The sequence below is a fragment of the Lacrimispora sp. genome (assembly GCF_046972725.1).
Taxonomy (GTDB): domain Bacteria; phylum Bacillota; class Clostridia; order Lachnospirales; family Lachnospiraceae; genus Lacrimispora.
Genome location: NZ_JBKVXF010000001.1, coordinates 1,047,131 through 1,067,645, shown reverse-complemented (window position 1 = coordinate 1,067,645; position 20,515 = coordinate 1,047,131). Strand labels below are relative to the sequence as shown.

Annotated in this window: 23 protein-coding genes and 3 tRNA genes; 23 read left to right on the top strand and 3 right to left on the bottom strand. The window is 44.4% G+C overall.

Annotation, left to right across the window (positions count from 1 at the left end):
- The first annotated feature begins 4 nt into the window (after window positions 1–4).
- Window positions 5–313 carry a DUF3837 family protein gene (locus tag ACLTWA_RS05235; protein ID WP_412326515.1) on the top strand — a complete coding sequence of 103 codons (309 nt, stop codon included), beginning with the start codon at window positions 5–7 and terminating at the stop codon, window positions 311–313.
- 75 nt (window positions 314–388) lie between these two features.
- Here ACLTWA_RS05235 and ACLTWA_RS05230 read toward each other — a convergent pair whose 3' ends face one another.
- The 3 genes from ACLTWA_RS05230 to ACLTWA_RS05220 are packed head-to-tail and all read right to left on the bottom strand — an operon-like array spanning window position 389 to window position 1,502.
- A complete protein-coding gene (locus ACLTWA_RS05230; protein ID WP_412326514.1) occupies window positions 389–1,009 on the bottom strand; it encodes a manganese catalase family protein in 621 nt (206 codons plus the stop codon).
- On the bottom strand, window positions 1,009–1,305 hold the full coding sequence (locus tag ACLTWA_RS05225; RefSeq protein WP_412326512.1) for a spore coat protein CotJB: 297 nt from the start codon (window positions 1,303–1,305) through the stop codon (window positions 1,009–1,011). Before ACLTWA_RS05225 ends, ACLTWA_RS05230 begins: the two co-directional genes overlap by 1 nt.
- The gene (locus ACLTWA_RS05220; RefSeq protein ID WP_412326510.1) at window positions 1,305–1,502 is read right to left on the bottom strand and encodes a spore coat associated protein CotJA; all 198 of its coding nucleotides are present in this window, start codon (window positions 1,500–1,502) and stop codon (window positions 1,305–1,307) included. Before ACLTWA_RS05220 ends, ACLTWA_RS05225 begins: the two co-directional genes overlap by 1 nt.
- Before the next feature lie 197 nt (window positions 1,503–1,699).
- Between ACLTWA_RS05220 and ACLTWA_RS05215 the strand changes: the two genes are divergently transcribed.
- The 22 genes from ACLTWA_RS05215 to ACLTWA_RS05110 all read left to right on the top strand — a co-directional run bounded on the left by ACLTWA_RS05215 (window position 1,700) and on the right by ACLTWA_RS05110 (window position 20,496).
- On the top strand, window positions 1,700–2,620 hold the full coding sequence (locus ACLTWA_RS05215) for an NYN domain-containing protein (protein WP_412326509.1): 921 nt from the start codon (window positions 1,700–1,702) through the stop codon (window positions 2,618–2,620).
- 179 nt (window positions 2,621–2,799) lie between these two features.
- Window positions 2,800–2,872: transfer RNA gene (locus ACLTWA_RS05210), tRNA-Val, on the top strand.
- 37 nt (window positions 2,873–2,909) lie between these two features.
- Window positions 2,910–2,983 (top strand) — tRNA-Met (locus ACLTWA_RS05205).
- A gap of 161 nt (window positions 2,984–3,144) precedes the next feature.
- Window positions 3,145–4,071, top strand: a complete 927-nt coding sequence (locus ACLTWA_RS05200) for a diacylglycerol/lipid kinase family protein (RefSeq protein ID WP_412326508.1) — start codon at window positions 3,145–3,147, stop codon at window positions 4,069–4,071.
- A 35-nt stretch (window positions 4,072–4,106) separates the two neighbouring features.
- Window positions 4,107–4,649 carry a 2-C-methyl-D-erythritol 2,4-cyclodiphosphate synthase gene (ispF, locus tag ACLTWA_RS05195; RefSeq protein ID WP_412326507.1) on the top strand — a complete coding sequence of 181 codons (543 nt, stop codon included), beginning with the start codon at window positions 4,107–4,109 and terminating at the stop codon, window positions 4,647–4,649.
- 27 nt (window positions 4,650–4,676) lie between these two features.
- Complete coding sequence (gene cysS, locus ACLTWA_RS05190; RefSeq protein WP_412326506.1) at window positions 4,677–6,080, top strand: cysteine--tRNA ligase; 1,404 nt, start codon at window positions 4,677–4,679, stop codon at window positions 6,078–6,080.
- The gene (locus ACLTWA_RS05185) at window positions 6,065–6,523 is read left to right on the top strand and encodes a Mini-ribonuclease 3 (RefSeq protein ID WP_412326505.1); all 459 of its coding nucleotides are present in this window, start codon (window positions 6,065–6,067) and stop codon (window positions 6,521–6,523) included. The genes cysS and ACLTWA_RS05185 overlap by 16 nt, the downstream gene beginning before the upstream one ends.
- Window positions 6,520–7,257: a 23S rRNA (guanosine(2251)-2'-O)-methyltransferase RlmB gene (gene rlmB / locus ACLTWA_RS05180; RefSeq protein ID WP_412326504.1), complete on the top strand. Its 738-nt coding sequence runs from the start codon at window positions 6,520–6,522 to the stop codon at window positions 7,255–7,257. Before ACLTWA_RS05185 ends, rlmB begins: the two co-directional genes overlap by 4 nt.
- Before the next feature lie 20 nt (window positions 7,258–7,277).
- Window positions 7,278–8,261, top strand: coding sequence for a transglutaminase-like domain-containing protein (locus tag ACLTWA_RS05175; protein WP_412326503.1), 984 nt, complete (start codon window positions 7,278–7,280; stop codon window positions 8,259–8,261).
- A gap of 31 nt (window positions 8,262–8,292) precedes the next feature.
- Window positions 8,293–9,345: a type II secretion system F family protein gene (locus tag ACLTWA_RS05170; RefSeq protein WP_412326502.1), complete on the top strand. Its 1,053-nt coding sequence runs from the start codon at window positions 8,293–8,295 to the stop codon at window positions 9,343–9,345.
- Window positions 9,346–9,357: 12 nt separating this feature from the next.
- The gene (locus ACLTWA_RS05165) at window positions 9,358–9,678 is read left to right on the top strand and encodes a hypothetical protein (RefSeq protein ID WP_412326501.1); all 321 of its coding nucleotides are present in this window, start codon (window positions 9,358–9,360) and stop codon (window positions 9,676–9,678) included.
- 14 nt (window positions 9,679–9,692) lie between these two features.
- Window positions 9,693–10,184 (top strand): DUF4860 domain-containing protein, encoded by a 492-nt coding sequence (locus ACLTWA_RS05160; protein ID WP_412326500.1) that lies wholly within the window; start codon window positions 9,693–9,695, stop codon window positions 10,182–10,184.
- Entirely contained in the window at window positions 10,177–10,581 is a 405-nt protein-coding gene (locus tag ACLTWA_RS05155) for a hypothetical protein (RefSeq protein WP_412326499.1), read from the top strand. Before ACLTWA_RS05160 ends, ACLTWA_RS05155 begins: the two co-directional genes overlap by 8 nt.
- Window positions 10,582–10,594: 13 nt before the next feature.
- A complete protein-coding gene (locus ACLTWA_RS05150) occupies window positions 10,595–11,086 on the top strand; it encodes a short-chain dehydrogenase (protein WP_412326498.1) in 492 nt (163 codons plus the stop codon).
- The gene (locus ACLTWA_RS05145; protein ID WP_412326497.1) at window positions 11,083–12,150 is read left to right on the top strand and encodes a type IV pilus twitching motility protein PilT; all 1,068 of its coding nucleotides are present in this window, start codon (window positions 11,083–11,085) and stop codon (window positions 12,148–12,150) included. Before ACLTWA_RS05150 ends, ACLTWA_RS05145 begins: the two co-directional genes overlap by 4 nt.
- A 63-nt stretch (window positions 12,151–12,213) precedes the next feature.
- Window positions 12,214–13,167, top strand: coding sequence for an L-lactate dehydrogenase (locus ACLTWA_RS05140; protein ID WP_412327184.1), 954 nt, complete (start codon window positions 12,214–12,216; stop codon window positions 13,165–13,167).
- A gap of 133 nt (window positions 13,168–13,300) precedes the next feature.
- Window positions 13,301–13,373 (top strand) — tRNA-Thr (locus ACLTWA_RS05135).
- A gap of 79 nt (window positions 13,374–13,452) precedes the next feature.
- Complete coding sequence (locus ACLTWA_RS05130) at window positions 13,453–15,999, top strand: transglycosylase domain-containing protein (protein WP_412326496.1); 2,547 nt, start codon at window positions 13,453–13,455, stop codon at window positions 15,997–15,999.
- A gap of 139 nt (window positions 16,000–16,138) precedes the next feature.
- Entirely contained in the window at window positions 16,139–17,599 is a 1,461-nt protein-coding gene (gltX, locus tag ACLTWA_RS05125; protein ID WP_412326495.1) for a glutamate--tRNA ligase, read from the top strand.
- Window positions 17,600–17,676: 77 nt separating this feature from the next.
- Window positions 17,677–19,518 carry an ATP-dependent helicase gene (locus tag ACLTWA_RS05120; protein WP_412326494.1) on the top strand — a complete coding sequence of 614 codons (1,842 nt, stop codon included), beginning with the start codon at window positions 17,677–17,679 and terminating at the stop codon, window positions 19,516–19,518.
- Window positions 19,519–19,536: 18 nt separating this feature from the next.
- Window positions 19,537–20,061, top strand: a complete 525-nt coding sequence (locus ACLTWA_RS05115) for a cob(I)yrinic acid a,c-diamide adenosyltransferase (RefSeq protein WP_412326493.1) — start codon at window positions 19,537–19,539, stop codon at window positions 20,059–20,061.
- A 102-nt stretch (window positions 20,062–20,163) separates the two neighbouring features.
- The gene (locus ACLTWA_RS05110) at window positions 20,164–20,496 is read left to right on the top strand and encodes a DUF1292 domain-containing protein (RefSeq protein ID WP_412326492.1); all 333 of its coding nucleotides are present in this window, start codon (window positions 20,164–20,166) and stop codon (window positions 20,494–20,496) included.
- Window positions 20,497–20,515: the final 19 nt, after the last annotated feature.

Genomic DNA, 20,515 nt, shown 5'->3' with positions numbered 1-20,515 from the left:
CTCTATGATATTTTACATCAACAAACAGGCGGTAGAAATTAAAACCAGATTTGAAAATGCACCACTGACTTCACCCAATGAGGCCTGTGCGGCTATGGGAATGCTCTACAAGCTCTTTGGACTGTCCATTCCGGAAAAAAGGGACATGGTAAGCCAGATGAAAGAGGATTTTCATGCAGCAGTGAAAGATCTTCCGGTTCCGTCGGAGTTTGCTGCGAAAATCATAAGTCTTCTTGATGGATATTATAAGGACGATCCAGTTACGGATGAGATATACGAATTGTTAAAATACAGTTATGAGGAACAGAAATAATATTAATATTGAAGAAAGGCCGGAAATACAGGAGTTCCTGTTCCGGCCTTTTTTCTATGACTGATATTAATTCATTTACTGTACAGGTTTCTTGACAAATTGTTTGTCAAATTCCGGGTTGAAATAATAGAAGTTCTTTGCATCCAGATCAGATTTGATTTTTTCAAGTGCTTCACCAAATCTCTGGAAGTGGACGACTTCTCTTGCCCGAAGGAATTTCAGAGGTTCTCTTACGTCTGGATCTGTAATGATACGGATCAAGTTGTCATAAGTGGTTCTTGCCTTTTGTTCTGCGGCAAGATCTTCAATTAAATCTGCGATTGCATCACCTTTTGACTGGAATTCACAGGCATTAAAAGGAACTCCTGCAGCAGCAGTGGGCCAGAGCGCCGTGGTATGATCAATGTAATACGCATCAAATCCGGCTGTTTTTGCCTGTTCCGCCGACAGGTTTTTTGTCAGCTGATAGATAATGGAACAGATCATCTCAAGATGGCCTAATTCTTCTGTACCGATATCAGTCAAAAGTCCTCCCACTTCTTTGCATGGCATGGTGTATCTTTGGGAAAGATACCGCATAGAAGCTGCTAATTCACCATCAGGGCCACCAAACTGGCTGATGACCAGTGATGCAGTTTTAGGGCATGTTTCTTTAATATTTACTGGAAACTGCAGTCTTTTTTCATAACTCCACATTATATATTACCTCCTTCCCATGGCAGCGGGCCATCGCCCCAGGTGAAATGCTTCTGTCCAGGGTATTTTGTGTTACTGTCATTTTTGTTATTGGTGTCCGGGCAGACACAGTCCATGGTGAGCGGTTCAAAATTTTCTGCGTAGTTTTTTAAGAGCTGCTTTCTCTGTTCCATGGCTTGTTTAAATGCAGTCAGCGCCTCCTGATCCACAGGATGAGTATCTAAATATAAATTCAGATCATTGACGGTAAAACTGATTTCTGTAATCTGTTTTAAAAGACTGTTGCGGTCTGCCATTATAAATCACCTCCCGTAATATAGAATGGGAGATTAAGGCTCGGGAATATGGTCCCGTTTTTTAAAGCTGCTGCCGGGTCATATGGCTGTTCCCAGGGCTGCATAGGCACAGTTGCAATTGCAAGCTGAACCGACTGCGTCGGTGTTGCAGGAATTCCTTTTGTTGTATCGCTTCCGCATGAATTACATGAATTCATAATAACACTCCTTTCAGTTCTATCATTGATCGTTCCTTTTTATTATGAACATAAGAAAGAAAAAAACCTTATAAAAATTCTCCCATATTAACCACTGCGATGTTATTGTAATAAATGGAAAAATGAAATATAATAAAATAGATTACAAGGGAAAAGACAGAATATGGAAAAACAATTTAAGACGGGAGAGCATAGGTTTGAGTGACAAAAAGTTTGCAGTATTAATTGATTCTGATAATATTTCAGCCAAGTATATTACATGTATCCTGGATGAGATGACCCGATATGGTGTCATTACCTACAAAAGGATTTACGGTGATTGGACAAGCGCCCAGATGGGGAAATGGAAGATGGAGCTATTGGAAAATTCCATCACTCCCATTCAGCAGTTTTCCAATACTGTTGGAAAGAATGCTACGGATTCAGCACTGATTATTGATGCGATGGACCTGCTTTATACAGATCATGTGGATGGGTTTTGTATCGTATCCAGTGACAGCGACTTTACCCGTCTTGCCAGCAGGCTTCGGGAATCAGGAAAAGAAGTCATTGGTATGGGAGAAGAAAAAACTCCCAAATCTTTCCGTGCTGCCTGTACGGTTTTCACTAATTTGGAAGTGCTTCTTGATCAGGATGAAGAAGGAACCGGTGGAGGAGCTATTGGAAAAGAGGTAATTGAACAGGATATTGCATCCATTATCTTGGAAAATGACGATAAGAACAAGGCGACCGGACTGGGTGAGATCGGCAACCGTCTTGTGAAAAAATATTCTGATTTTGATGTAAGAAACTATGGTTACAGCTCTTTGTCAAAGTTTCTGGAAGAGATGGACAGCTTTGAACTGAGAAAATCCAATAATGTGGTAACTGTCCGCATGAAGGATAACCGCACAAAACGGCAGGAGCTTGATGATTATGCGGTAAAGTTAGTCAAAGGCAGCGGAAAAAATGGTATGGAGCTTGCTGCGCTGGGCAATGGCATGCACCGGAAGTTCGCGGACTTTAAAGTTAAGGATTACGGATATTCCACTTTTTCCAAATTTGTTCACAGTATTGTTCAGTTGGAAGTGCGTGAAAATAAAAACAATAGTAAAGCAGTATTTTTGAAAAAAGAATAATAAAAAAGCCATCCGTGAAGCAGTATTTTTTTCCGCGGATGGCTGCTTTTCCAGGGCTTTCAGAGGGACATGGGAAAAAGGAAAAAAATTGACAAAAAAGTGTTGACAATTGATACAATTCATATTATACTAATGAAGCAGTCGGGAACGAGAGATAAACAAACGTCCGGACAAGCACTGGGATCTTAGCTCAGCTGGGAGAGCATCTGCCTTACAAGCAGAGGGTCACAGGTTCGAGCCCTGTAGGTCCCACTGATAAATAAAACTTATTTATCACACAATTTTATATGGCGGAATAGCTCAGTTGGCTAGAGCACACGGTTCATACCCGTGGTGTCGAGAGTTCGAATCTCCCTTCCGCTACTTAAGACCCTGTAATCCTTTGATTACAGGGTTTTTTCTTTTAGAAAAAGAGTCTTTTTTTGGACTCTTGCGCCGGAGGCGGCAGCCTATTTCCATTTTTTTTATATTCATTTCTGCCGTTTTATGATATACTAACAAATAGCAAAAAGCGGAGGGATTCCATGTACAATTTTATTGTAAACCCCAACTCACGCTGCGGACGTGGACAAATTATATGGAGAAAGCTGGAAGAGGTGTTAAGAACTTCCGGAGTGGAGTATCAGGCTTTCTTAACAGAAAGGCCGGGAGATGCCAGAATCTTTGCCAGTGAGCTTACGAGCGGCTGCAGGGAATCCAATGTTATCGTCGCAGTAGGCGGAGACGGAACAGTGAACGAGATCTTAGATGGACTTTCCTTTTGTGGTTCTATTACATTAGGGTATATTCCTGCCGGATCAGGTAATGATCTGGCAAGAAGCTTAAAACTGCCGAGAAATCCGGTCCGGTGTTTGAAAAAGATCCTTCAACCAAAATATTATAAGCTGATGGATTATGGAGTACTGACTTATGGAGAAGGAGAAATCTCCCACAGGCGGTTCATCGTAAGTGCCGGCATCGGAATGGATGCGGCTGTTTGCCATAACATTTTATTTTCAAAAACCAGGGGGCTGCTCCATAAGCTCCATATCGGGCGCCTGGCTTATCTCCTGGTGGGAATAAAACAGCTGGCCCTGGCGAAGCCGTCAAAGGGATATATTCTTTTGGATGGTGTTCAAAAAGTGGAATTTAACCACGTGTATTTTATATCTGCCCATATTCATCCCTATGAGGGCGGGGGATTTAAGTTTGCCCCGGACGCCAGCTTTGAAGACGGGAAACTCACGGTCTGTATGATGAATAACAGAAAGAAGCGGAAGCTGATTCCGGTTCTTGCCTGTTCCCTTTTAGGCAGAAAATCCTCGAATACGGGGATTCGATTCTATACCTGTGAAGAAATTGCGGTTCACATGGAGCACCCTATGGCGGTTCATGCCGACGGAGAAAGCTGTTTTTGCCAAAAGGATGTACAGATTCGCTGTATCAGTAAAAAATTGCGGGTGATTGTGTAGCAATGTTTGTATATATATAGAAGAAAGGATAAATTATGAGAATTGGACAGGGATATGATGTTCATAAATTAGTAGAAGGAAGAGATTTAATTATCGGGGGCGTTAAAATTCCCTATGAAAAAGGGCTTTTGGGCCATTCGGATGCAGATGTACTGACCCATGCGGTGATTGACGCACTGTTTGGCGCGGCCGCATTAGGGGATATCGGAGAACATTACCCGGATAACGACCCTCAGTATAAAGGCATTTCCAGCATTGAACTGTTAAAGCTGGCAGCAGGACTTCTGGAAGAGAAGGGCTATATTGTTGAGAACATTGATGCTACGGTCATTGCTCAGAATCCAAAGCTTCTGCCCTTTCGGCCCCAGATGATTAAGAACATTGCAGATGCCCTTAATCTGCCGGTGGGAAAAGTGAATGTAAAGGCGACTACAGAAGAGGGGCTTGGCTTTACCGGAAGCGGAGAAGGAATTTCCGCTCAGGCAATCACCCTTCTTACTTCTGTAGAGGATTACTGTTATGATGATAAAATCATGGGACCGGATTGCGGGGGCTGCGGAGGCTGCTGTAAGAAATAGGAATTGGTAAGACAGGAGGAAAATATTGTGAAGATATTTAATACATTATCAAGACAGAAGGAAGAATTTGTACCGTTAGAGCCAAAGAAGGTCAAGATGTATGTCTGTGGTCCTACGGTTTACAATTATATACACATTGGCAATGCAAGACCTATGATCGTATTTGACACCGTAAGAAGATATTTTGAATATAAAGGTTATGAGGTTAACTTTGTCTCTAATTTTACCGATGTAGATGATAAGATCATAAAAAAAGCAATTGAAGAAGGAGTAGATGCAGATGTCATATCCAAGCGTTACATTGAGGAATGCAAAAAGGATATGAATGCCCTGAATATAAAGCCTGCCACAAAGAATCCTCTGGCAACGGAAGAAATCTGCGGAATGCTGGATATGATAAAGGAGCTTATAGATTCCGGCCACGCCTATGAGGCAAAGGACGGGACTGTATATTTCCGCACCAAGGCTTTTGAAGGCTACGGCAAGCTGTCTCACAAGAATCTGGAAGACTTGCAGTCCGGTTTTCGGGAAATCAAGGTGACAGGGGAAGACGGCAAAGAAGCCCCTTCGGATTTTGTTTTATGGAAGCCAAAAAAAGAAGGAGAGCCTTACTGGGAGTCTCCATGGTGTGAAGGCAGACCGGGATGGCATATTGAATGTTCCGTTATGTCAAAGAAGTATCTTGGAGACCAGATCGATATCCATGCAGGAGGGGAGGATTTGATTTTCCCCCATCATGAGAATGAAATCGCTCAGAGTGAAGCGGCCAATGGAAAAGAATTTGCAAAATACTGGATGCACAATGCATTTTTGAACGTAGATAATAAAAAGATGTCCAAATCGCTTGGGAATTTCTTTACGGTCAGAGAGATCGGAGAGAAATACGATTTAAGGATTCTGCGTTTCTTCATGCTCAGCGCCCATTACAGAAGCCCCCTTAATTTCAGCGCTGATTTGATGGAATCTTCCAAGAGCGGTCTGGACCGGATTATAACAGCCGTGGATAAGCTGAAGGACCTTCAGGCCAGAGCCAAGACCAGGAATCTTCGTGATGGTGAGGATAAAAAGCCTGTAGAAGAACTGGTTGCCAAATATGAGGCTGCCATGGACGATGATTTCAATACAGCAGATGCAATTTCTGCAATTTTTGAACTGGTAAAATTAAGCAATTCCACAACGGATGAAAGCAGTTCTGCTGAATATGTGATTTATTTGAAAGAAACCATTGAAAAGCTTTGCAATGTTCTTGGCATCATTACGGAAAAGAAGGAAGAGATTCTTGATGGTGAGATCGAGGCCATGATCGAAGCAAGGCAGCAGGCCAGAAAAGATAAGAATTTTGGCCTGGCAGATGAAATCCGGGGAAAGTTACTGGATAAGGGCATTGTTCTGGAGGACACCAGGGAAGGTGTAAAATGGAAGAGAATGTAATATCTTTGTCTGGGTTCTCTGATTTAATGAAAGAAACCCTGCATTTAAAAGCTGTGGATATAAAAAGCTACTCCCCCCTGGCGCTGGCTTATATCGGAGATGCCGTTTATGAACTGATCATACGCACAAAGGTGATGAACCATGGAAGTACCCAGGTCAACAATATGCATAAGAAAAGTGCCAAACTTGTCAATGCAGGAACCCAGGCGGACATCATACGCCGGCTTTTGGAAGAGGAAGATTTAACGCCGGAAGAGATTGCTGTTTACAAGCGGGGGCGCAATGCGAAATCCGTAACAACGGCCAAACATGCCACCGTGGCAGATTATCGGACGGCCACTGGATTTGAAGCGCTTTGCGGCTACCTTTATTTAAACGGTGAATTGGAAAGGCTCATAGCCGTTGTGGGCAAAGGACTTGAAAGAATAGGAGAACTGGAATGATAGAGGAATTTACCATAGAAGGAAGGAACGCAGTATTGGAGGCGTTTCGTTCCGGAAAGACAATCGATAAGCTGTATGTACAAAAGGGAGTCCAGGATGGCCCCATTCAGTCCATTGTCCGGGAAGCGAAAAAGAAGGATACCATCATTAACTTCGTAGAGCGGGAGCGGTTAGACCAGATGTCAGAGGAAGGCCATCATCAGGGGGTTATCGCTCATGCGGCGGCCTATGAATATGCAGAAGTGGAAGATATGTTAAAGGCAGCAGAGGAAAAAGGGGAACCGCCGTTTTTGTTTCTGCTTGACGGAATAGAAGATCCCCATAACCTGGGAGCCATTATCCGTACTGCCAATTTAGCCGGAGCCCATGGGGTGATCATTCCAAAGCGCCGGGCGGTGGGCCTGACTGCTACGGTTGCAAAGACCTCTGCAGGCGCCCTTAACTATACACCGGTTGCCAAGGTAACCAATTTAACTGCCACCATGGAGGAGCTGAAGGCAAAAGGTATGTGGTTTGTCTGTGCCGATATGGAGGGAGAGACCATGTACCGTCTGAATCTAAAAGGACCCATCGGCCTTGTCATCGGAAGTGAAGGAAGCGGCGTGGGAAGACTTGTAAAAGAAAGCTGTGATATGGTTGCTTCCATTCCGATGAAAGGGAATATTGATTCCCTCAATGCTTCGGTAGCAGCGGGAGTACTGGCTTATGAGATTGTGAGACAGCGTTTGGTATAACGCACGAGGAGATGATAAGTATGAAAAGGTATGGTGCGGCTTTGGCAGCAGCCTGTGTGGTTTTTTTATTAACCGTCATCGGCTGCAGGCCGGAAGGAACTATTGCTGCAGCAGAAGCTACAAAGGAAAGCATTGAGTGGAAAACCGTAGTAAGCATAAAGGACGAAGCAGTTCCTCTTTATTCCAAACCGGCAGGCGGCAGTGTGAAAATGCCCCAGGCCTCAGGGACCGTAACCTTTCGCAGCAATTCTGCTACCCTTGATGCATCAAATGCAAGCCACGGCTATGTGATGGTGCAGTATACAGGAAGTGCTTCCAAGATAAAGGTGCAGGTAATAAAAAATGGCGGTGAGACTTATACGTATGACTTAAATGCAAGATCCGCTTATGAAGTATTTCCCCTGACCGAGGGAAACGGAACTTATACGGTCCGGGTTCTGGAACAGGTACAGGGAAATCAGTATGCGATAAAATCAAGCAATCAGATTCAGGTAAATCTGGTCAATGAGTTTGAACCGTTTCTTTATCCTAACCAATATGTGAACTTTTCTTCTGGCAGTGCGGTAGTCCAAAAAGGCGGGGAACTTGCGGCCCAGGCAGAAGATTCTCTTACTGTCGTGAATAATGTTTATAATTATGTAGTAAGGAATTTTACTTATGATACGGCCCTTGCCAATTCGGTTCAGTCCGGTTACCTGCCCAATGTGGATCAGGTGCTGGAAAGGAAAAAAGGAATCTGTTTTGACTATGCGGCAGTGATGACTGCCATGCTGAGATCACAGAACATCCCTACAAAGCTTGTGGTAGGCTATACAGGAAGTCTATACCATGCCTGGGTCAATGTTTATATTGAAGGCCAGGGCTGGGTGGATAACATCATTTATTTTGATGGGTATAACTGGAAGCTTATGGACCCGACTTTTGCCTCATCAGGAGGCAACGATCCGGCAATCAGAGACTATATTACCAACAGCTCCAATTATAAAGCAAAATATACTTACTAAAGAAACGAGACAGGAATAGGAGAAATGACATATGGCAAAGGATGCGAAAAAAATATATTCCTCAAAGGAAATTTCCGCTTTCTGCCTTCAGATATCAATTCTTCTCCATGCGGCGATCCCTCTTGACGAGGGATTGTCTGTTATGGCGGAAGATGCGGTATGGGAGGAAGAAAAAAAGATCCTGATGCAGATGGCAGAAGAAGCGGAGCTTGGCAGTCCGTTTTCAGCAGTGCTGGAACATGCGGGAGTTTATCCTCCTTATGTGGTCCGAATGGCAAGGCTTGGAGAGGAAACCGGCAACTTAGACCGGATCATGGAAGCTCTGGCCGATTATTACGGGAAAGAGCATATATTTTTTAAAAATTTAAAAAATGCAGTTACGTATCCTTTGATTATGATTACCATGCTTTTGGTGGTGCTTTTTGTTTTGTTTACGAAAGTAATGCCCGTATTTGAGCGGGTCTATGAACAGCTGGGGACAGAGATGTCGCCGGTTTCTCTTGCTGCAACTAAGATGGGAAGTATTTTCAGCGGAGCAGCACTGATTCTGGGCGGGGTTCTTGCAGCTGTGGTTTTTGTGGTATGGAGCATTGGAAAAAGCGGAAAAAAGGTTGGGGCAGCAGAATCATTGATGCAGTGGATCAAAAGAAAGAATAAGATCGCACTTGCAGTAGCCAAGCGCCGTTTTACTGCAGTTATGGCGCTTACTTTAAAAAGCGGGCTGGATATGGAAAAGGGAATGGAACTTGCCGGCAGCCTGGTTGAAAATAAGTCTGTGGAAGAAAAAATCAGACATTGCTCTGCCGAGCTTGAAGCAGGAGCTGATTATTATACGGCGATGAAGAACACCGGAATGTTCAAGGGCTTCTATGTACAGATGATACGTGTAGGCACAAAGAGCGGGCGGCTGGACAGTGTAATGGAAAAAATCTCTGAAAATTATGAAGAAGAAGTAGATGTGGCCATGGAGCATATGGTCAGCCGGTTTGAACCAACCGTAGTTGCCGTTCTTGCAGTGGCAGTGGGACTGATTCTTTTATCCGTTATGCTGCCGCTTGTGGGTGTCTTATCTGCCATCGGTTAGAAGGAGGCTTCGATGAAGAATGGAAATTCCCTTAAGGAAATGGCCGGCAGTCTGATTCCTCTGGCTGTATTTGCAGGAATGATTGCAGTATTTCTCTCAGGAACTCTTTTATTTTCCCGGAAGGCGGATTTAAAAGGTGCCGAAACTCTGCGGGACGCAATTCGGAGAGCATCCGTACAATGTTATGCAATAGAAGGAAGATATCCGCCCAGTGTGGCGTATCTGGAAGAAAATTATGGAATACGGATTGACAAAGAACGATATGATGTTTTTTACAACGGCTTTGCCTCAAACTTCATGCCGGATATCACGGTCAATCTCCATGAACAATGACCGGGAGGTGGAACATGAGCGGGAGAGAAGATGATAGAAGCCGTATGGCAGGGACTCTTTTTACCCTCTTACTGTTTTTGGTATTTATATTAAGTGCCCTTTTTCTGGTGCTCATAGGAGGAAGAGTTTATGAGAATATCAATGCGAGAGCGGAAAATACCTACCGGGAAGATACCGCTTTAAGCTATATTGCCAATAAAGTGAGACAGGGAGATGAACAGGGAGCCGTTTCTTTAAAAGAGGAATCAGGAATCACAGTTTTAGAATTGAAACAGACCATCAATGGAGCTGTCTATGTGACAGATATTTACTATCAGGATGGTAAATTGTGGGAGCTGTTTACCGATGTTCAAAGCGGCCTATCCATAGGCGATGGCAATGAAATCCTCTCCTGCAGTCCGGTCTCCATGACAATGAAGGGAAGACTTCTTCATATAAGAACAGAGGGGGAAGCAGGAGGGTCGGTCTGGTTATCTTTAAGAAGCGGAGGACCGGAAGATGAATAGAAAAAGCCATTCCGGCGTATTTATGATGGAAATGATAGCGGTCGTTTTCTTCTTTATCCTGTGCGCAGGGATCTGCACTCAGATGTTTGCCAAAGCGGATTTTATAAGCAGGGAAGCCTCGGACTTGAACCGGGCAGTTTTCCTCGCTCAAAGTGCAGGAGAGGTTTTTAAGGCAGAAGGCAGAGAAGGGCTTAAGGATTTTGCTGCATATGGAAAGCAGAAGGCAGGAAAATCCTTGCACCTGGGATTTGATAAGAACGGGAATCCGTGTGAAGAAGGTCAGGCAGTTTATCTTGTAAAAGCAGAATTTCCTATGGAGACGGAACTGGCACTGACTGTTGTAAAAGATACAAAAGAATTATATACCCTTACGGTAAAGCGGCATGGGCAGGACTGACGGAGGTGGATTCATGGCAGAACAGAAAAACAAATACAGAGCCAATATCGGCGGTCCTTCCCTCATTCTTATCTTTATTGTCATGTGTCTCGTAACATTTGGAATGCTGTCTTTAAGCACAGCAAAAAGTGAACACAATCTGGCAGTACGTAACGCCTCTGCCATAACCGAATATTACCGGGCGGATGGGGAAGGGGAAGCCTTCTATCAGATGGTTTTAAATAAAGTAAAATCGGTAAAAGAAAAAGGCCGGGGGCAAACAGAATATGAAGATCTGCTGGCACAGGAACTTGGGGATTATTACCACAAAGAAGAGAAAACAGTAATCACCCAGATTCCGATGGAACGTTCCCAGGCCCTTTTCATTGAACTGGTCCCTGACTTTGGGGAGAATGGAAAAGTTCGGATTTCCAAATGGAATGTGGTTCCGTCTGAGGATTATGAGGTTGATAATTCCATGGACGTATGGGGTGGAGAATCAAAGAGGCAGGAGACAGGAAAATGAAGGTAGAGGAGTTATTAAGCGCTGCTGTGGCTCAGAATGCATCGGATATCTTTCTGGTGCCGGGCATGCCTTTTTCATATAAAATCGGAAGCAGAATTGTTAATCAGAATGAAGAAAAGCTGTTTCCTGCACAGATGGAAAAGCTGATTGAAGGAATATATGAACTGGCGGGAAAAAGAAGTATGGATAAGGTAAGGGAACACGGTGACGATGATTTTTCTTTTGCCCTTTCCGGGATATCCAGATTCCGTTCCAGCGTTTTCCGCCAGAGAGGTTCCCTGGCGGCTGTGATACGGGTAGTTACCTTTGATCTGCCGGATTACAAAGCACTGAACATTCCTGAAACCGTTATGGGAATATCAAAATTGACAAAGGGGTTTGTTCTGGTGACAGGTCCTGCGGGAAGCGGAAAGACAACTACCCTTGCCTGTATCATTGATAAGATAAACAATACCAGGAATGCTCATGTAATTACCTTAGAGGATCCCCTGGAGTACCTTCACCGTCATAAACAGAGCGTGGTAACCCAAAGGGAGATCACTACGGATACGGACAGTTATGTAACTGGACTGCGGGCGGCTTTAAGACAGGCTCCCGATGTAATCCTGGTGGGAGAGATGAGAGATTACGAGACCATCCGCATCGCCATGACGGCTGCGGAAACCGGTCATCTGGTGATTTCCACCCTTCACACGGTAGGGGCGGCCAATACCATTGACCGGATCATCGATACGTTTCCTCCGAATCAGCAGCAGCAGATCCGGATGCAGCTTTCCATGGTGGTTCAGGCAGTGGTCTCCCAGCAATTGATTCCCACAGTCGATGGGAACGTGGAACCGGCCTTTGAAATCATGTTTTTCAACAATGCCATACGGAATATGATTCGTGAATCAAAGACCCATCAGATCGATTCTGTCATAGCTACCGGGCAGGCAGAAGGTATGGTTTCCATGGACTCAAGCCTTTTGCATCTGTACAAGGAAGGAAAGATCACCAGGGAAAGCGCTGTAATATACAGCAGTAACAGTGAATTGATGGCAAAAAAAATCGACCGGGGAATATAGAAGTGTATAGTTTCCATGATGCATGATAAAATAACTATAACAATAACAGGAGCGTGATTGATGATGAGAACAGATAAAAGAAAAGTCGCATTGGTGGGCACAGGTATGGTGGGAATGAGCTATGCGTATTCCATGTTGAATCAGGGCGTTTGTGATGAACTTGTTCTGATTGATATTAACCGGAAAAGAGCAGAGGGGGAGGCCATGGATTTAAATCACGGATTGGCTTTCTCCGGATCCCACATGAAGATATATGCCGGGGAGTACAAAGACTGTACCGATGCGGATATTGTTGTGATCTGTGCCGGTGTGGCTCAAAAGCCTGGAGAAACAAGGCTTGATCTGTTAAAACGCAATGCGTCCGTATTCCGTTCCATTATTCAGCCCGTAACAGAGTCAGGATTTAATGGATTGTTCCTTGTGGCAACCAATCCGGTGGATATTATGACAAGAATTACCTACGAAATATCCGGTTTTAATCCAAAACGGGTGATTGGAAGCGGTACCACTTTGGACACTGCAAGGCTTCGTTATCTTCTTGGAGAATCCTTACGGGTGGATCCGAGAAATGTTCATGCCTACGTGATTGGAGAACATGGGGACAGCGAGTTTGTTCCCTGGAGTCAGGCGATGATTGCAACAAAGCCAATTCTGTCACTTTGCGGAACCGGCGGGGAGGAAGATATGGTAAGCCGTCAGGAATTAAAGCGAATCGAAGAAGAGGTGCGTACTGCGGCGTACAAGATTATAGAAGCCAAGCAGGCTACTTATTATGGAATCGGTATGTCTCTTACCAGAATAACAAGAGCTATATTCGGAGATGAGAACAGCGTCTTTACTGTTTCGGCCATGCTAAAGGGAGAGTATGGACAGACCGGTGTATATGCCGGTGTTCCCTGCATTATAAATAAGAACGGAATTCAGCGTGTTCTGCCTTTATCTTTGACGGAAGAAGAGATGGAACGGTTTAACAGTTCCTGCAATACTCTGAATGAAAGCTTTAAGGGTATTTTGTAAAGGAATGCTTTTCCCATGCAGAGTTTGAAGTTTTTGCAATTGTGTACATTTTAGTAAATAATTGAAAATAATGTTGACAAACAGATTTTCCCATGCTATGATATACGAGGTTCAAGCGAGGAACCATTCATAAGCTGATGTGGCACAGATGGTAGCGCACCTCATTGGTAGTGAGGAGGTCACGGGTCCGATTCCCGTCATCAGCTCTGAAAACAAACGGGAAGTCTTAGATAAGAGACTTCCCGTTTTTGTCATATACAAATTATAAGAAGGAGGCACATCGAAATGGAGAAACGAAAAAAAAAGAAGAAAAGTATGTGGTCTGTATTTTTTAAGCCCATAAAAATTATTCTTTTTATGTTTCTGGCGGTTATGGTTTTAGGGTGCCTGGCCGGCGGTGCCGTATTTTTAAAATATCAGGATGAAATCCTGGCCTGTAAAGAAAAGGCCGATTCCATTATGAGTAAGACAAGCAAGACAGACTTTTCACAGCCAACGGACACAAGAATCTATGATTCTTCCGGAACTCTGATCGGAACCATCAATTCCGGCCATTATGAGTATGTTCCCATCTCAGAAATCAGTGAAAATCTTCAGAAAGCTTATGTAGCTCAGGAAGACAAGAGATTTTATAAACATCATGGGATTGATTATCTTGGTCTTCTTCGGGCAGGGCTGGTGTATGTAAAGAATAAAGGCACCATAACTCAGGGAGGCAGTACGATTACCCAGCAGGTAATTAAGAATACCTATTTAACCCAGGAACGGACCTTTCAGAGAAAACTGACCGAGTTTTTTGCGGCTCCCCAGATGGAGAAGAAGTATTCAAAGTCAGAAATACTTGAATTTTACTGTAACACCAACTTTTACGCCAATCGCTGTTACGGCGTATCGGAAGCCAGCCGGTATTATTTTGACAAAGAAGCTAAGGATCTAACCATATGGGAAGCGGCGACTCTGGCAGGTATCAGCAACAATCCTTCCAGGTATGATCCTGTGGCCCATCCGGAGACATCTCAGAAAAAGCGGGATCAGATCATTAACAATATGGCTGCCAACAAGCTGATTACGGAAGAAGAAAGAGATTATGCAAAGGCACAGCCCTTGACCGTTGCAAAAATTTATGAGCCTGGGACCAAAGAAAACTATCAGACCAGTTATGCCATTCATGCTGCCACGTTAGAGCTGATGAAGAACGATGGTTTTGTGTTTAAATATGTGTTTAACAATAAGGCTGCGTATGATAGCTACAAAGAGCAGTATCAGGAGGCTTACCAGTCTAAAAGCGATTTGATAAGAAGCGGCGGATTTGAAATACATACGAGCCTTGATACGAACATACAGAATGCCCTGCAGAGCACCATTGATGAGCGTTTGAAAAAGTTCAAAGAGGTTCAGGAAAATGGAAAATTTGCCTTGCAGGGAGCGGCTGTCTGCATCGATAACCGGACCGGTTATGTGGTCGCCATTGTAGGAGGCCGTGGAACTGACGATGAGTATAACCGAGGATTTTTAAGCAAACGGCAGCCTGGTTCCACCATTAAGCCTCTGATTGATTATGCACCGGCCTTTGAGACAGGATTTTATTATCCCTCCAGACTGGTAAATGACCATTTGTTTGATAAAGGCCCCAAAAACAGTGGTGGAAAATATTATGGTCCTGTCTCCGTCAGAGAGGCATTAAACCGAAGCTTAAATACCGTCGCCTGGCAGGTGCTTGCAGATATCGGTGTGGATAAAGGAATCGGATATCTGGGGAAAATGCACTTTACCGGCTTAAGCTACATGGACAATGGAAATATCAGTATGAGCATCGGAGGCTTCACAGAAGGGGCCCGCGTGATCGATATGGCAAAGGGGTATTCGGTTTTGGCAAATAAGGGGTTATACAGCAGCAGATCCTGTATTACCAGTATTAAAAGCCAGTATGATGGAGAGATATATAACGAGAGTCCGGCTGATGAGAGAATCTTTACCGAAGATACGGCTTATATGATTACCGATGTATTAAAAGGAACCCTTGATAAGCCTTACGGAACAGGCTACGGCCTTGGCCTTACCGTTCCTGCCGCAGGTAAGACCGGTACGACCAACAGCAATAAGGATACCTGGTTCTGCGGATATACCAGATATTATACAACCGCCATCTGGGTAGGTTATGATACGCCGAAAGCAATGCCCGGCGTATATGGAAAGACCTATTCCGGAAGGATCTGGCATGATTTTATGGCAGGAATCAATAAAGACCTTCCGGCCTTAGACTGGGATATGCCGTCTACGGTCTATGTCTCCAATGTGGATTCCAGGGGGGAAAAGACTGCCAAGGAAACAGGAACCAAAGATTTGTTCTCCTCGATAGCAGAAGCTGCGGCAAAAGCGGATGCCACCAAATGGAAGGAAGAGGAGGAAAGGAAAAAGCTGGAGTCCCAGTCCCAGAAAAACCTGGAGAATTCCCTGGCCGCCCAGCAGGCATTGGAACAGGCAGCAGCAGCTCTCCAGTCTCTTATTGGAGAGATGAAAGGTCTGGAATACCAGGACAGCACAGCGGAAGAAAAGGTAAACACCGCCCAGTCACTGCTTGCCCAGCTAACCGGTACTCCCTATTATGACAGCTTGAAGCCTCAGCTCGATGAGGCCATCAGCTACGTTTCTTCCCTTCCAAAGAAAGAGGATTCTACCAAGCCTCAGGAGATCGGTCCCGGAATAACAAAGCCTGCGGAAACCACGGCTCCGGTATTTCCGGGAGAAGATGATACGGGAGTGGATGCAGAGCCTGGCTTTAGTCCGGGAGATATTGAAGATGCCCCCCAGTTCGTTGGACCCGGCATGTAATCGTAAGATAATTTTTCCAAATCATTGTTTTTTTTAGTGGTTCGGTATATAATGGGCTATGCGGCTTCCGGATTCAGCCGCATGGCTGATTCTTTTCATCAGCCCATCATAAGAAAGAAGATATAGGAGTGTGTTCACAATGAGTAAAATAAGAACAAGATACGCACCGAGTCCTACTGGCCGCATGCACGTGGGAAATTTAAGGACCGCAATGTACGCGTACCTGATTGCAAAACATGAAGGCGGTGATTTTCTTCTCCGCATTGAAGATACGGATCAGGAACGTTTCGTGGAAGGCGCTGTCGAGATTATTTACAGAACCCTGGAAGAGACAGGTTTAATCCATGACGAAGGTCCTGATAAGGATGGCGGTGTGGGACCATATGTCCAGAGTGAGCGTCAGGCCTCCGGTATCTATTTGGATTATGCGAAAAAGCTGATCGAAAAAGGAGAAGCATATTACTGCTTCTGCGGTCAGGACCGGCTGGATACATTAAAAAAAGTCGTAGATGGACAGGAGATCATGACCTATGATAAACACTGCCTCCATCTTTCAAAGGAAGAAATAGAAGCAAATCTGGCATCAGGAATGCCTTATGTTATCCGCCAGAACAATCCGACCGAAGGAACGACCACATTCCATGATGAGATTTACGGCGATATTTCTGTAGATAACTCGGAACTGGATGATATGGTATTGATGAAATCCGACGGATATCCTACCTACAATTTTGCAAACGTTGTGGATGATCACCTGATGGGGATTACTCATGTGGTAAGAGGCAATGAGTATTTATCCTCTTCTCCCAAATATAACCGCCTTTACGAAGCGTTTGGCTGGGAAGTACCTGTGTACGTCCATTGCCCCCTGATCACCAATGAGGAGCATAAGAAGTTAAGCAAGAGAAGCGGACATGCCTCCTATGAGGATTTGATTGAGCAGGGCTTTATTTCCGAAGCAGTTGTTAATTATGTGGCTTTGCTTGGCTGGTCTCCGGAGAGCAATCAGGAGATTTTCTCTCTTGAGGATCTTATAAGGGAATTTGATTACCATAACATCAGCAAGTCTCCGGCTGTTTTTGATATGGCGAAGCTTCGATGGATGAACAGCGAATATATGAAATCCATGGATTTTGATAAGTTCTATAAGCTGGCAGAGCCTTACTTAAAGGCAGTGATCAAAAAGGATCTGGATTTAAAGAAAATTGCAGCCATGGTAAAGACAAGGATCGAGGTTTTTCCGGATATTGCAGACCACATTGATTTTTTTGAGGCTTTGCCTGAATATGATATTTCCATGTATACCAATAAAAAGATGAAGACAAACAGCGAAACCGCTCTTTCTTTATTGCAGGATGTACTTCCGATTCTGGAAGCTCAGGAAGATTACAGCAATGATGCGCTGTATGGTGCCCTTTCCAGGTATGTGGCAGAAAAAGAGTATAAGACTGGATATGTGATGTGGCCGATCCGTACGGCAGTATCCGGTAAACAGATGACTCCTGCCGGTGCAACAGAGATCATGGAAGTCCTGGGAAAAGAAGAATCCTTAAAGCGAATCAGAGAAGGAATCAGGCTTTTAAGCAATGGGACTTTATAAAAGAGATAAAGAAAGAAAAGCAGAGGCTCCGGCAGTGACCGGGTCCCTGCTTTTCTTTCTTTACAATGGAGGAATGAATGAAGGAATTTACATATGAAGGAGCCCAGAAGGAAGCAATTCTTCACCATCAGGGCCCGATGCTGGTTCTTGCAGGACCGGGATCAGGAAAAACATTTACAATCACTCACCGCATTCGTCATCTGATCGAGCATCATGGGGTAAATCCTTCCAATATTCTGGTCATTACATTTACAAAAGCGGCGGCGGCTGAGATGAAGGACCGTTTTGAAACACTGATGGATGGAAACGCGTCTCCCGTCAGTTTTGGGACTTTCCATGCCATATTTTTCCGTATTTTAAAATTTGCCTACCGCTACGATGCCAGAAGCATTGTAAGAGAAGAGCAGAGGATCCAGTATTTGAAGGAAGAGATGGATCAGTGTAAAATAGAAGTGGAGGATGAAGCAGACTTTGTAAGCTCGGTCCTTTCTGAGATCAGCGCTGTAAAGGGGGAGATGATCGGGCTCGATCATTATTATTCCAAAAACTGTTCCGAAGAAATATTTAAACAGCTTTATTCCGGTTATGAAGGACGGCTTCGGAGAGCGGGATTGATAGATTTTGATGATATGCTTGTCATGTGTTATGAATTATTCACTCAAAGAAAGGATATTCTGGAAGCATGGCAGAAAAAATATCAGTATATTCTCATCGATGAATTTCAGGATATTAACCGGGTGCAGTATGAAATCGTGCGGATGTTGGCGGCACCGGAAAATAATTTGTTCATTGTAGGAGATGACGACCAGTCCATCTACCGGTTCCGGGGAGCCAGACCTGAGATTATGCTGGGCTTTGAGAAGGATTATACGGATGCAAAGAAGGTCCTGTTAGATATTAATTTCAGAAGCACCAGGGAGATCGTAGAGACAGCAGGAAGGCTGATTGTTCACAATGAGATGCGGTTTCCTAAAACTATTAAAACCATCAAAGGAACAGGAAAACCGGTCATCACCAGAATGTGGCAGGATCCCAAAGAAGAGACCATGGAAATCGTGCAGGAAATCATGGATTACCGGAAAGGGGGGTATGACTGGAAAGAGATGGCAGTCCTCTACCGGACCAATCTTGGCCCCAGAATGCTGATTGAAAAACTGATGGAGTATAATATTCCGTTTTGCATGAAGGATTCCGTCCCCAATTTATATGACCACTGGATCTGTAAAAATATTACCGCATATATCAAAGGAGCCATGGGAGATTTAAGTAGGGGAAATGTGTTCCAGTTCTTAAACCGCCCAAACCGGTATGTAAGCCGGGATGCCCTTGATGGAAGTACGGTCAGCTGGGAGTCTGTAAAGTCCTTTTATCAGGATAAGGGGTTTATGGTGGAAAGAATCGAGCAGCTGGAGTATGATCTTAAGATGATTAGGAATATGGCGCCGGTTGCCGCCGTAAATTATATCAGAAAAGCGGTGGGATACGATGATTACATCCGGGAATATGCCCAGTACCGCAGGATGAAGCCGGAGGAACTGCTGGAGATTCTGGATCAGTTACAGGAAAGTGGGGCAAATTATCCTGACTTTGACCAGTGGTTTTGTCATATGAAGGAGTATGGGGAGGAACTGAAAGCCCAGGTACAGGCAAAAGAACGCAATATGGACGGAGTTGCCCTTATGACGATGCACAGTTCCAAGGGCCTTGAATACAGGATCGTGTATATTTTAGATGCCAATGAGGGAATAACCCCCCATCATAAGGCAGTTCTGCCTGCCGATGTGGAGGAAGAACGGCGTATGTTTTATGTAGCCATGACAAGGGCAAAAGAACGCCTGCATGTCAATTATGTCCGTGAACGGTACAGTAAAAAACAGGAAGTTTCCCGTTTTGTCCGGGAGTATCTGGATCGGGATTAAAGGAAGGGAGAAATGATTATGAAGTCCTGCGTACACATATACTGCGGAGATGGAAAGGGAAAGACCACCGCAGCCGTCGGCTTGTCCGTACGTGCCTGCGGCTGCGGAAAGAAAGTCCTTATTACCCGTTTTTTAAAAACCGATCATTCGGGAGAGGTGAAGGCATTACAGGCATTGCCTGGCATTACGGTTACTCCCTGTGAACGAAGTTTCGGCTTTTTTACAAGGATGTCGGAACAGCAAAAAAAAGAAGCAAAAGTCTATTATTCACAACTGCTTCAAACTACTTTACAAAGAGCGGTTGAGGGAGCGTATGATCTTCTTGTAATGGATGAAATTATGGCGGTATGCAATTATGGATTAGTCGAAGAACCGGTTGTCCTTGATTTTCTGACCAGCCGTCCGGAGGGATTGGAAGTTGTTCTCACAGGAAGGAATCCTTCGGATAAACTGATAGAACTGGCTGATTACGTATCAGAAATTAAAAAAATCAAGCATCCGTATGACCGGGGAATTGCTGCAAGGCAGGGAATTGAATATTGAGTGCGAAATCCCTTGATTTTTGACGAATTGTTTGATAGAGTGGATGCAGGCATACAAAGTACGCCATGAGAACTAGATTAATTTAAAAAGAGAGGTATCAGGATGGCACAGGATCCTAATTTAGAGCGCGATGAGATGGAACCCCAGGAGGAGATGACAGTTACACTGACCCTTGATGACGGATCAGAACTGGAGTGTGTAGTACTTACCATTTTCACGGCAGGCGAAAGGGACTATATTGCCCTGCTTCCAATGGATGGCCCTGAGGCAGAAGAAGGAGAAGTTTATCTGTATCGTTATTCTGAGAAAGAAGACGGACAACCGGATCTTGAGAATATCGAAAATGATGATGAATATGAGATCGTTGCAGATGCCTTTGATCAATTACTGGACGAAGCAGAATATGATGAGCTGGTAGGCGAAGACGAGGAATAAGCAGATGAGAGCCGGGGCA

Excerpts from the sequence above, each read along its gene's own strand:
- ACLTWA_RS05235 (WP_412326515.1), top strand. The coding sequence starts at position 5 with ATGATATTTTACATCAACAAACAGGCGGTAGAAATTAAAACCAGATTT.
- ACLTWA_RS05230 (WP_412326514.1), bottom strand. The coding sequence starts at position 1,009 with ATGTGGAGTTATGAAAAAAGACTGCAGTTTCCAGTAAATATTAAAGAA.
- ACLTWA_RS05225 (WP_412326512.1), bottom strand. The coding sequence starts at position 1,305 with ATGGCAGACCGCAACAGTCTTTTAAAACAGATTACAGAAATCAGTTTT.
- ACLTWA_RS05220 (WP_412326510.1), bottom strand. The coding sequence starts at position 1,502 with ATGAATTCATGTAATTCATGCGGAAGCGATACAACAAAAGGAATTCCT.
- ACLTWA_RS05200 (WP_412326508.1), top strand. The coding sequence starts at position 3,145 with ATGTACAATTTTATTGTAAACCCCAACTCACGCTGCGGACGTGGACAA.
- ispF (WP_412326507.1), top strand. The coding sequence starts at position 4,107 with ATGAGAATTGGACAGGGATATGATGTTCATAAATTAGTAGAAGGAAGA.
- ACLTWA_RS05185 (WP_412326505.1), top strand. The coding sequence starts at position 6,065 with ATGGAAGAGAATGTAATATCTTTGTCTGGGTTCTCTGATTTAATGAAA.
- rlmB (WP_412326504.1), top strand. The coding sequence starts at position 6,520 with ATGATAGAGGAATTTACCATAGAAGGAAGGAACGCAGTATTGGAGGCG.
- ACLTWA_RS05175 (WP_412326503.1), top strand. The coding sequence starts at position 7,278 with ATGAAAAGGTATGGTGCGGCTTTGGCAGCAGCCTGTGTGGTTTTTTTA.
- ACLTWA_RS05170 (WP_412326502.1), top strand. The coding sequence starts at position 8,293 with ATGGCAAAGGATGCGAAAAAAATATATTCCTCAAAGGAAATTTCCGCT.
- ACLTWA_RS05165 (WP_412326501.1), top strand. The coding sequence starts at position 9,358 with ATGAAGAATGGAAATTCCCTTAAGGAAATGGCCGGCAGTCTGATTCCT.
- ACLTWA_RS05160 (WP_412326500.1), top strand. The coding sequence starts at position 9,693 with ATGAGCGGGAGAGAAGATGATAGAAGCCGTATGGCAGGGACTCTTTTT.
- ACLTWA_RS05155 (WP_412326499.1), top strand. The coding sequence starts at position 10,177 with ATGAATAGAAAAAGCCATTCCGGCGTATTTATGATGGAAATGATAGCG.
- ACLTWA_RS05150 (WP_412326498.1), top strand. The coding sequence starts at position 10,595 with ATGGCAGAACAGAAAAACAAATACAGAGCCAATATCGGCGGTCCTTCC.
- ACLTWA_RS05145 (WP_412326497.1), top strand. The coding sequence starts at position 11,083 with ATGAAGGTAGAGGAGTTATTAAGCGCTGCTGTGGCTCAGAATGCATCG.
- ACLTWA_RS05140 (WP_412327184.1), top strand. The coding sequence starts at position 12,214 with ATGAGAACAGATAAAAGAAAAGTCGCATTGGTGGGCACAGGTATGGTG.
- ACLTWA_RS05130 (WP_412326496.1), top strand. The coding sequence starts at position 13,453 with ATGGAGAAACGAAAAAAAAAGAAGAAAAGTATGTGGTCTGTATTTTTT.
- gltX (WP_412326495.1), top strand. The coding sequence starts at position 16,139 with ATGAGTAAAATAAGAACAAGATACGCACCGAGTCCTACTGGCCGCATG.
- ACLTWA_RS05120 (WP_412326494.1), top strand. The coding sequence starts at position 17,677 with ATGAAGGAATTTACATATGAAGGAGCCCAGAAGGAAGCAATTCTTCAC.
- ACLTWA_RS05115 (WP_412326493.1), top strand. The coding sequence starts at position 19,537 with ATGAAGTCCTGCGTACACATATACTGCGGAGATGGAAAGGGAAAGACC.
- ACLTWA_RS05110 (WP_412326492.1), top strand. The coding sequence starts at position 20,164 with ATGGCACAGGATCCTAATTTAGAGCGCGATGAGATGGAACCCCAGGAG.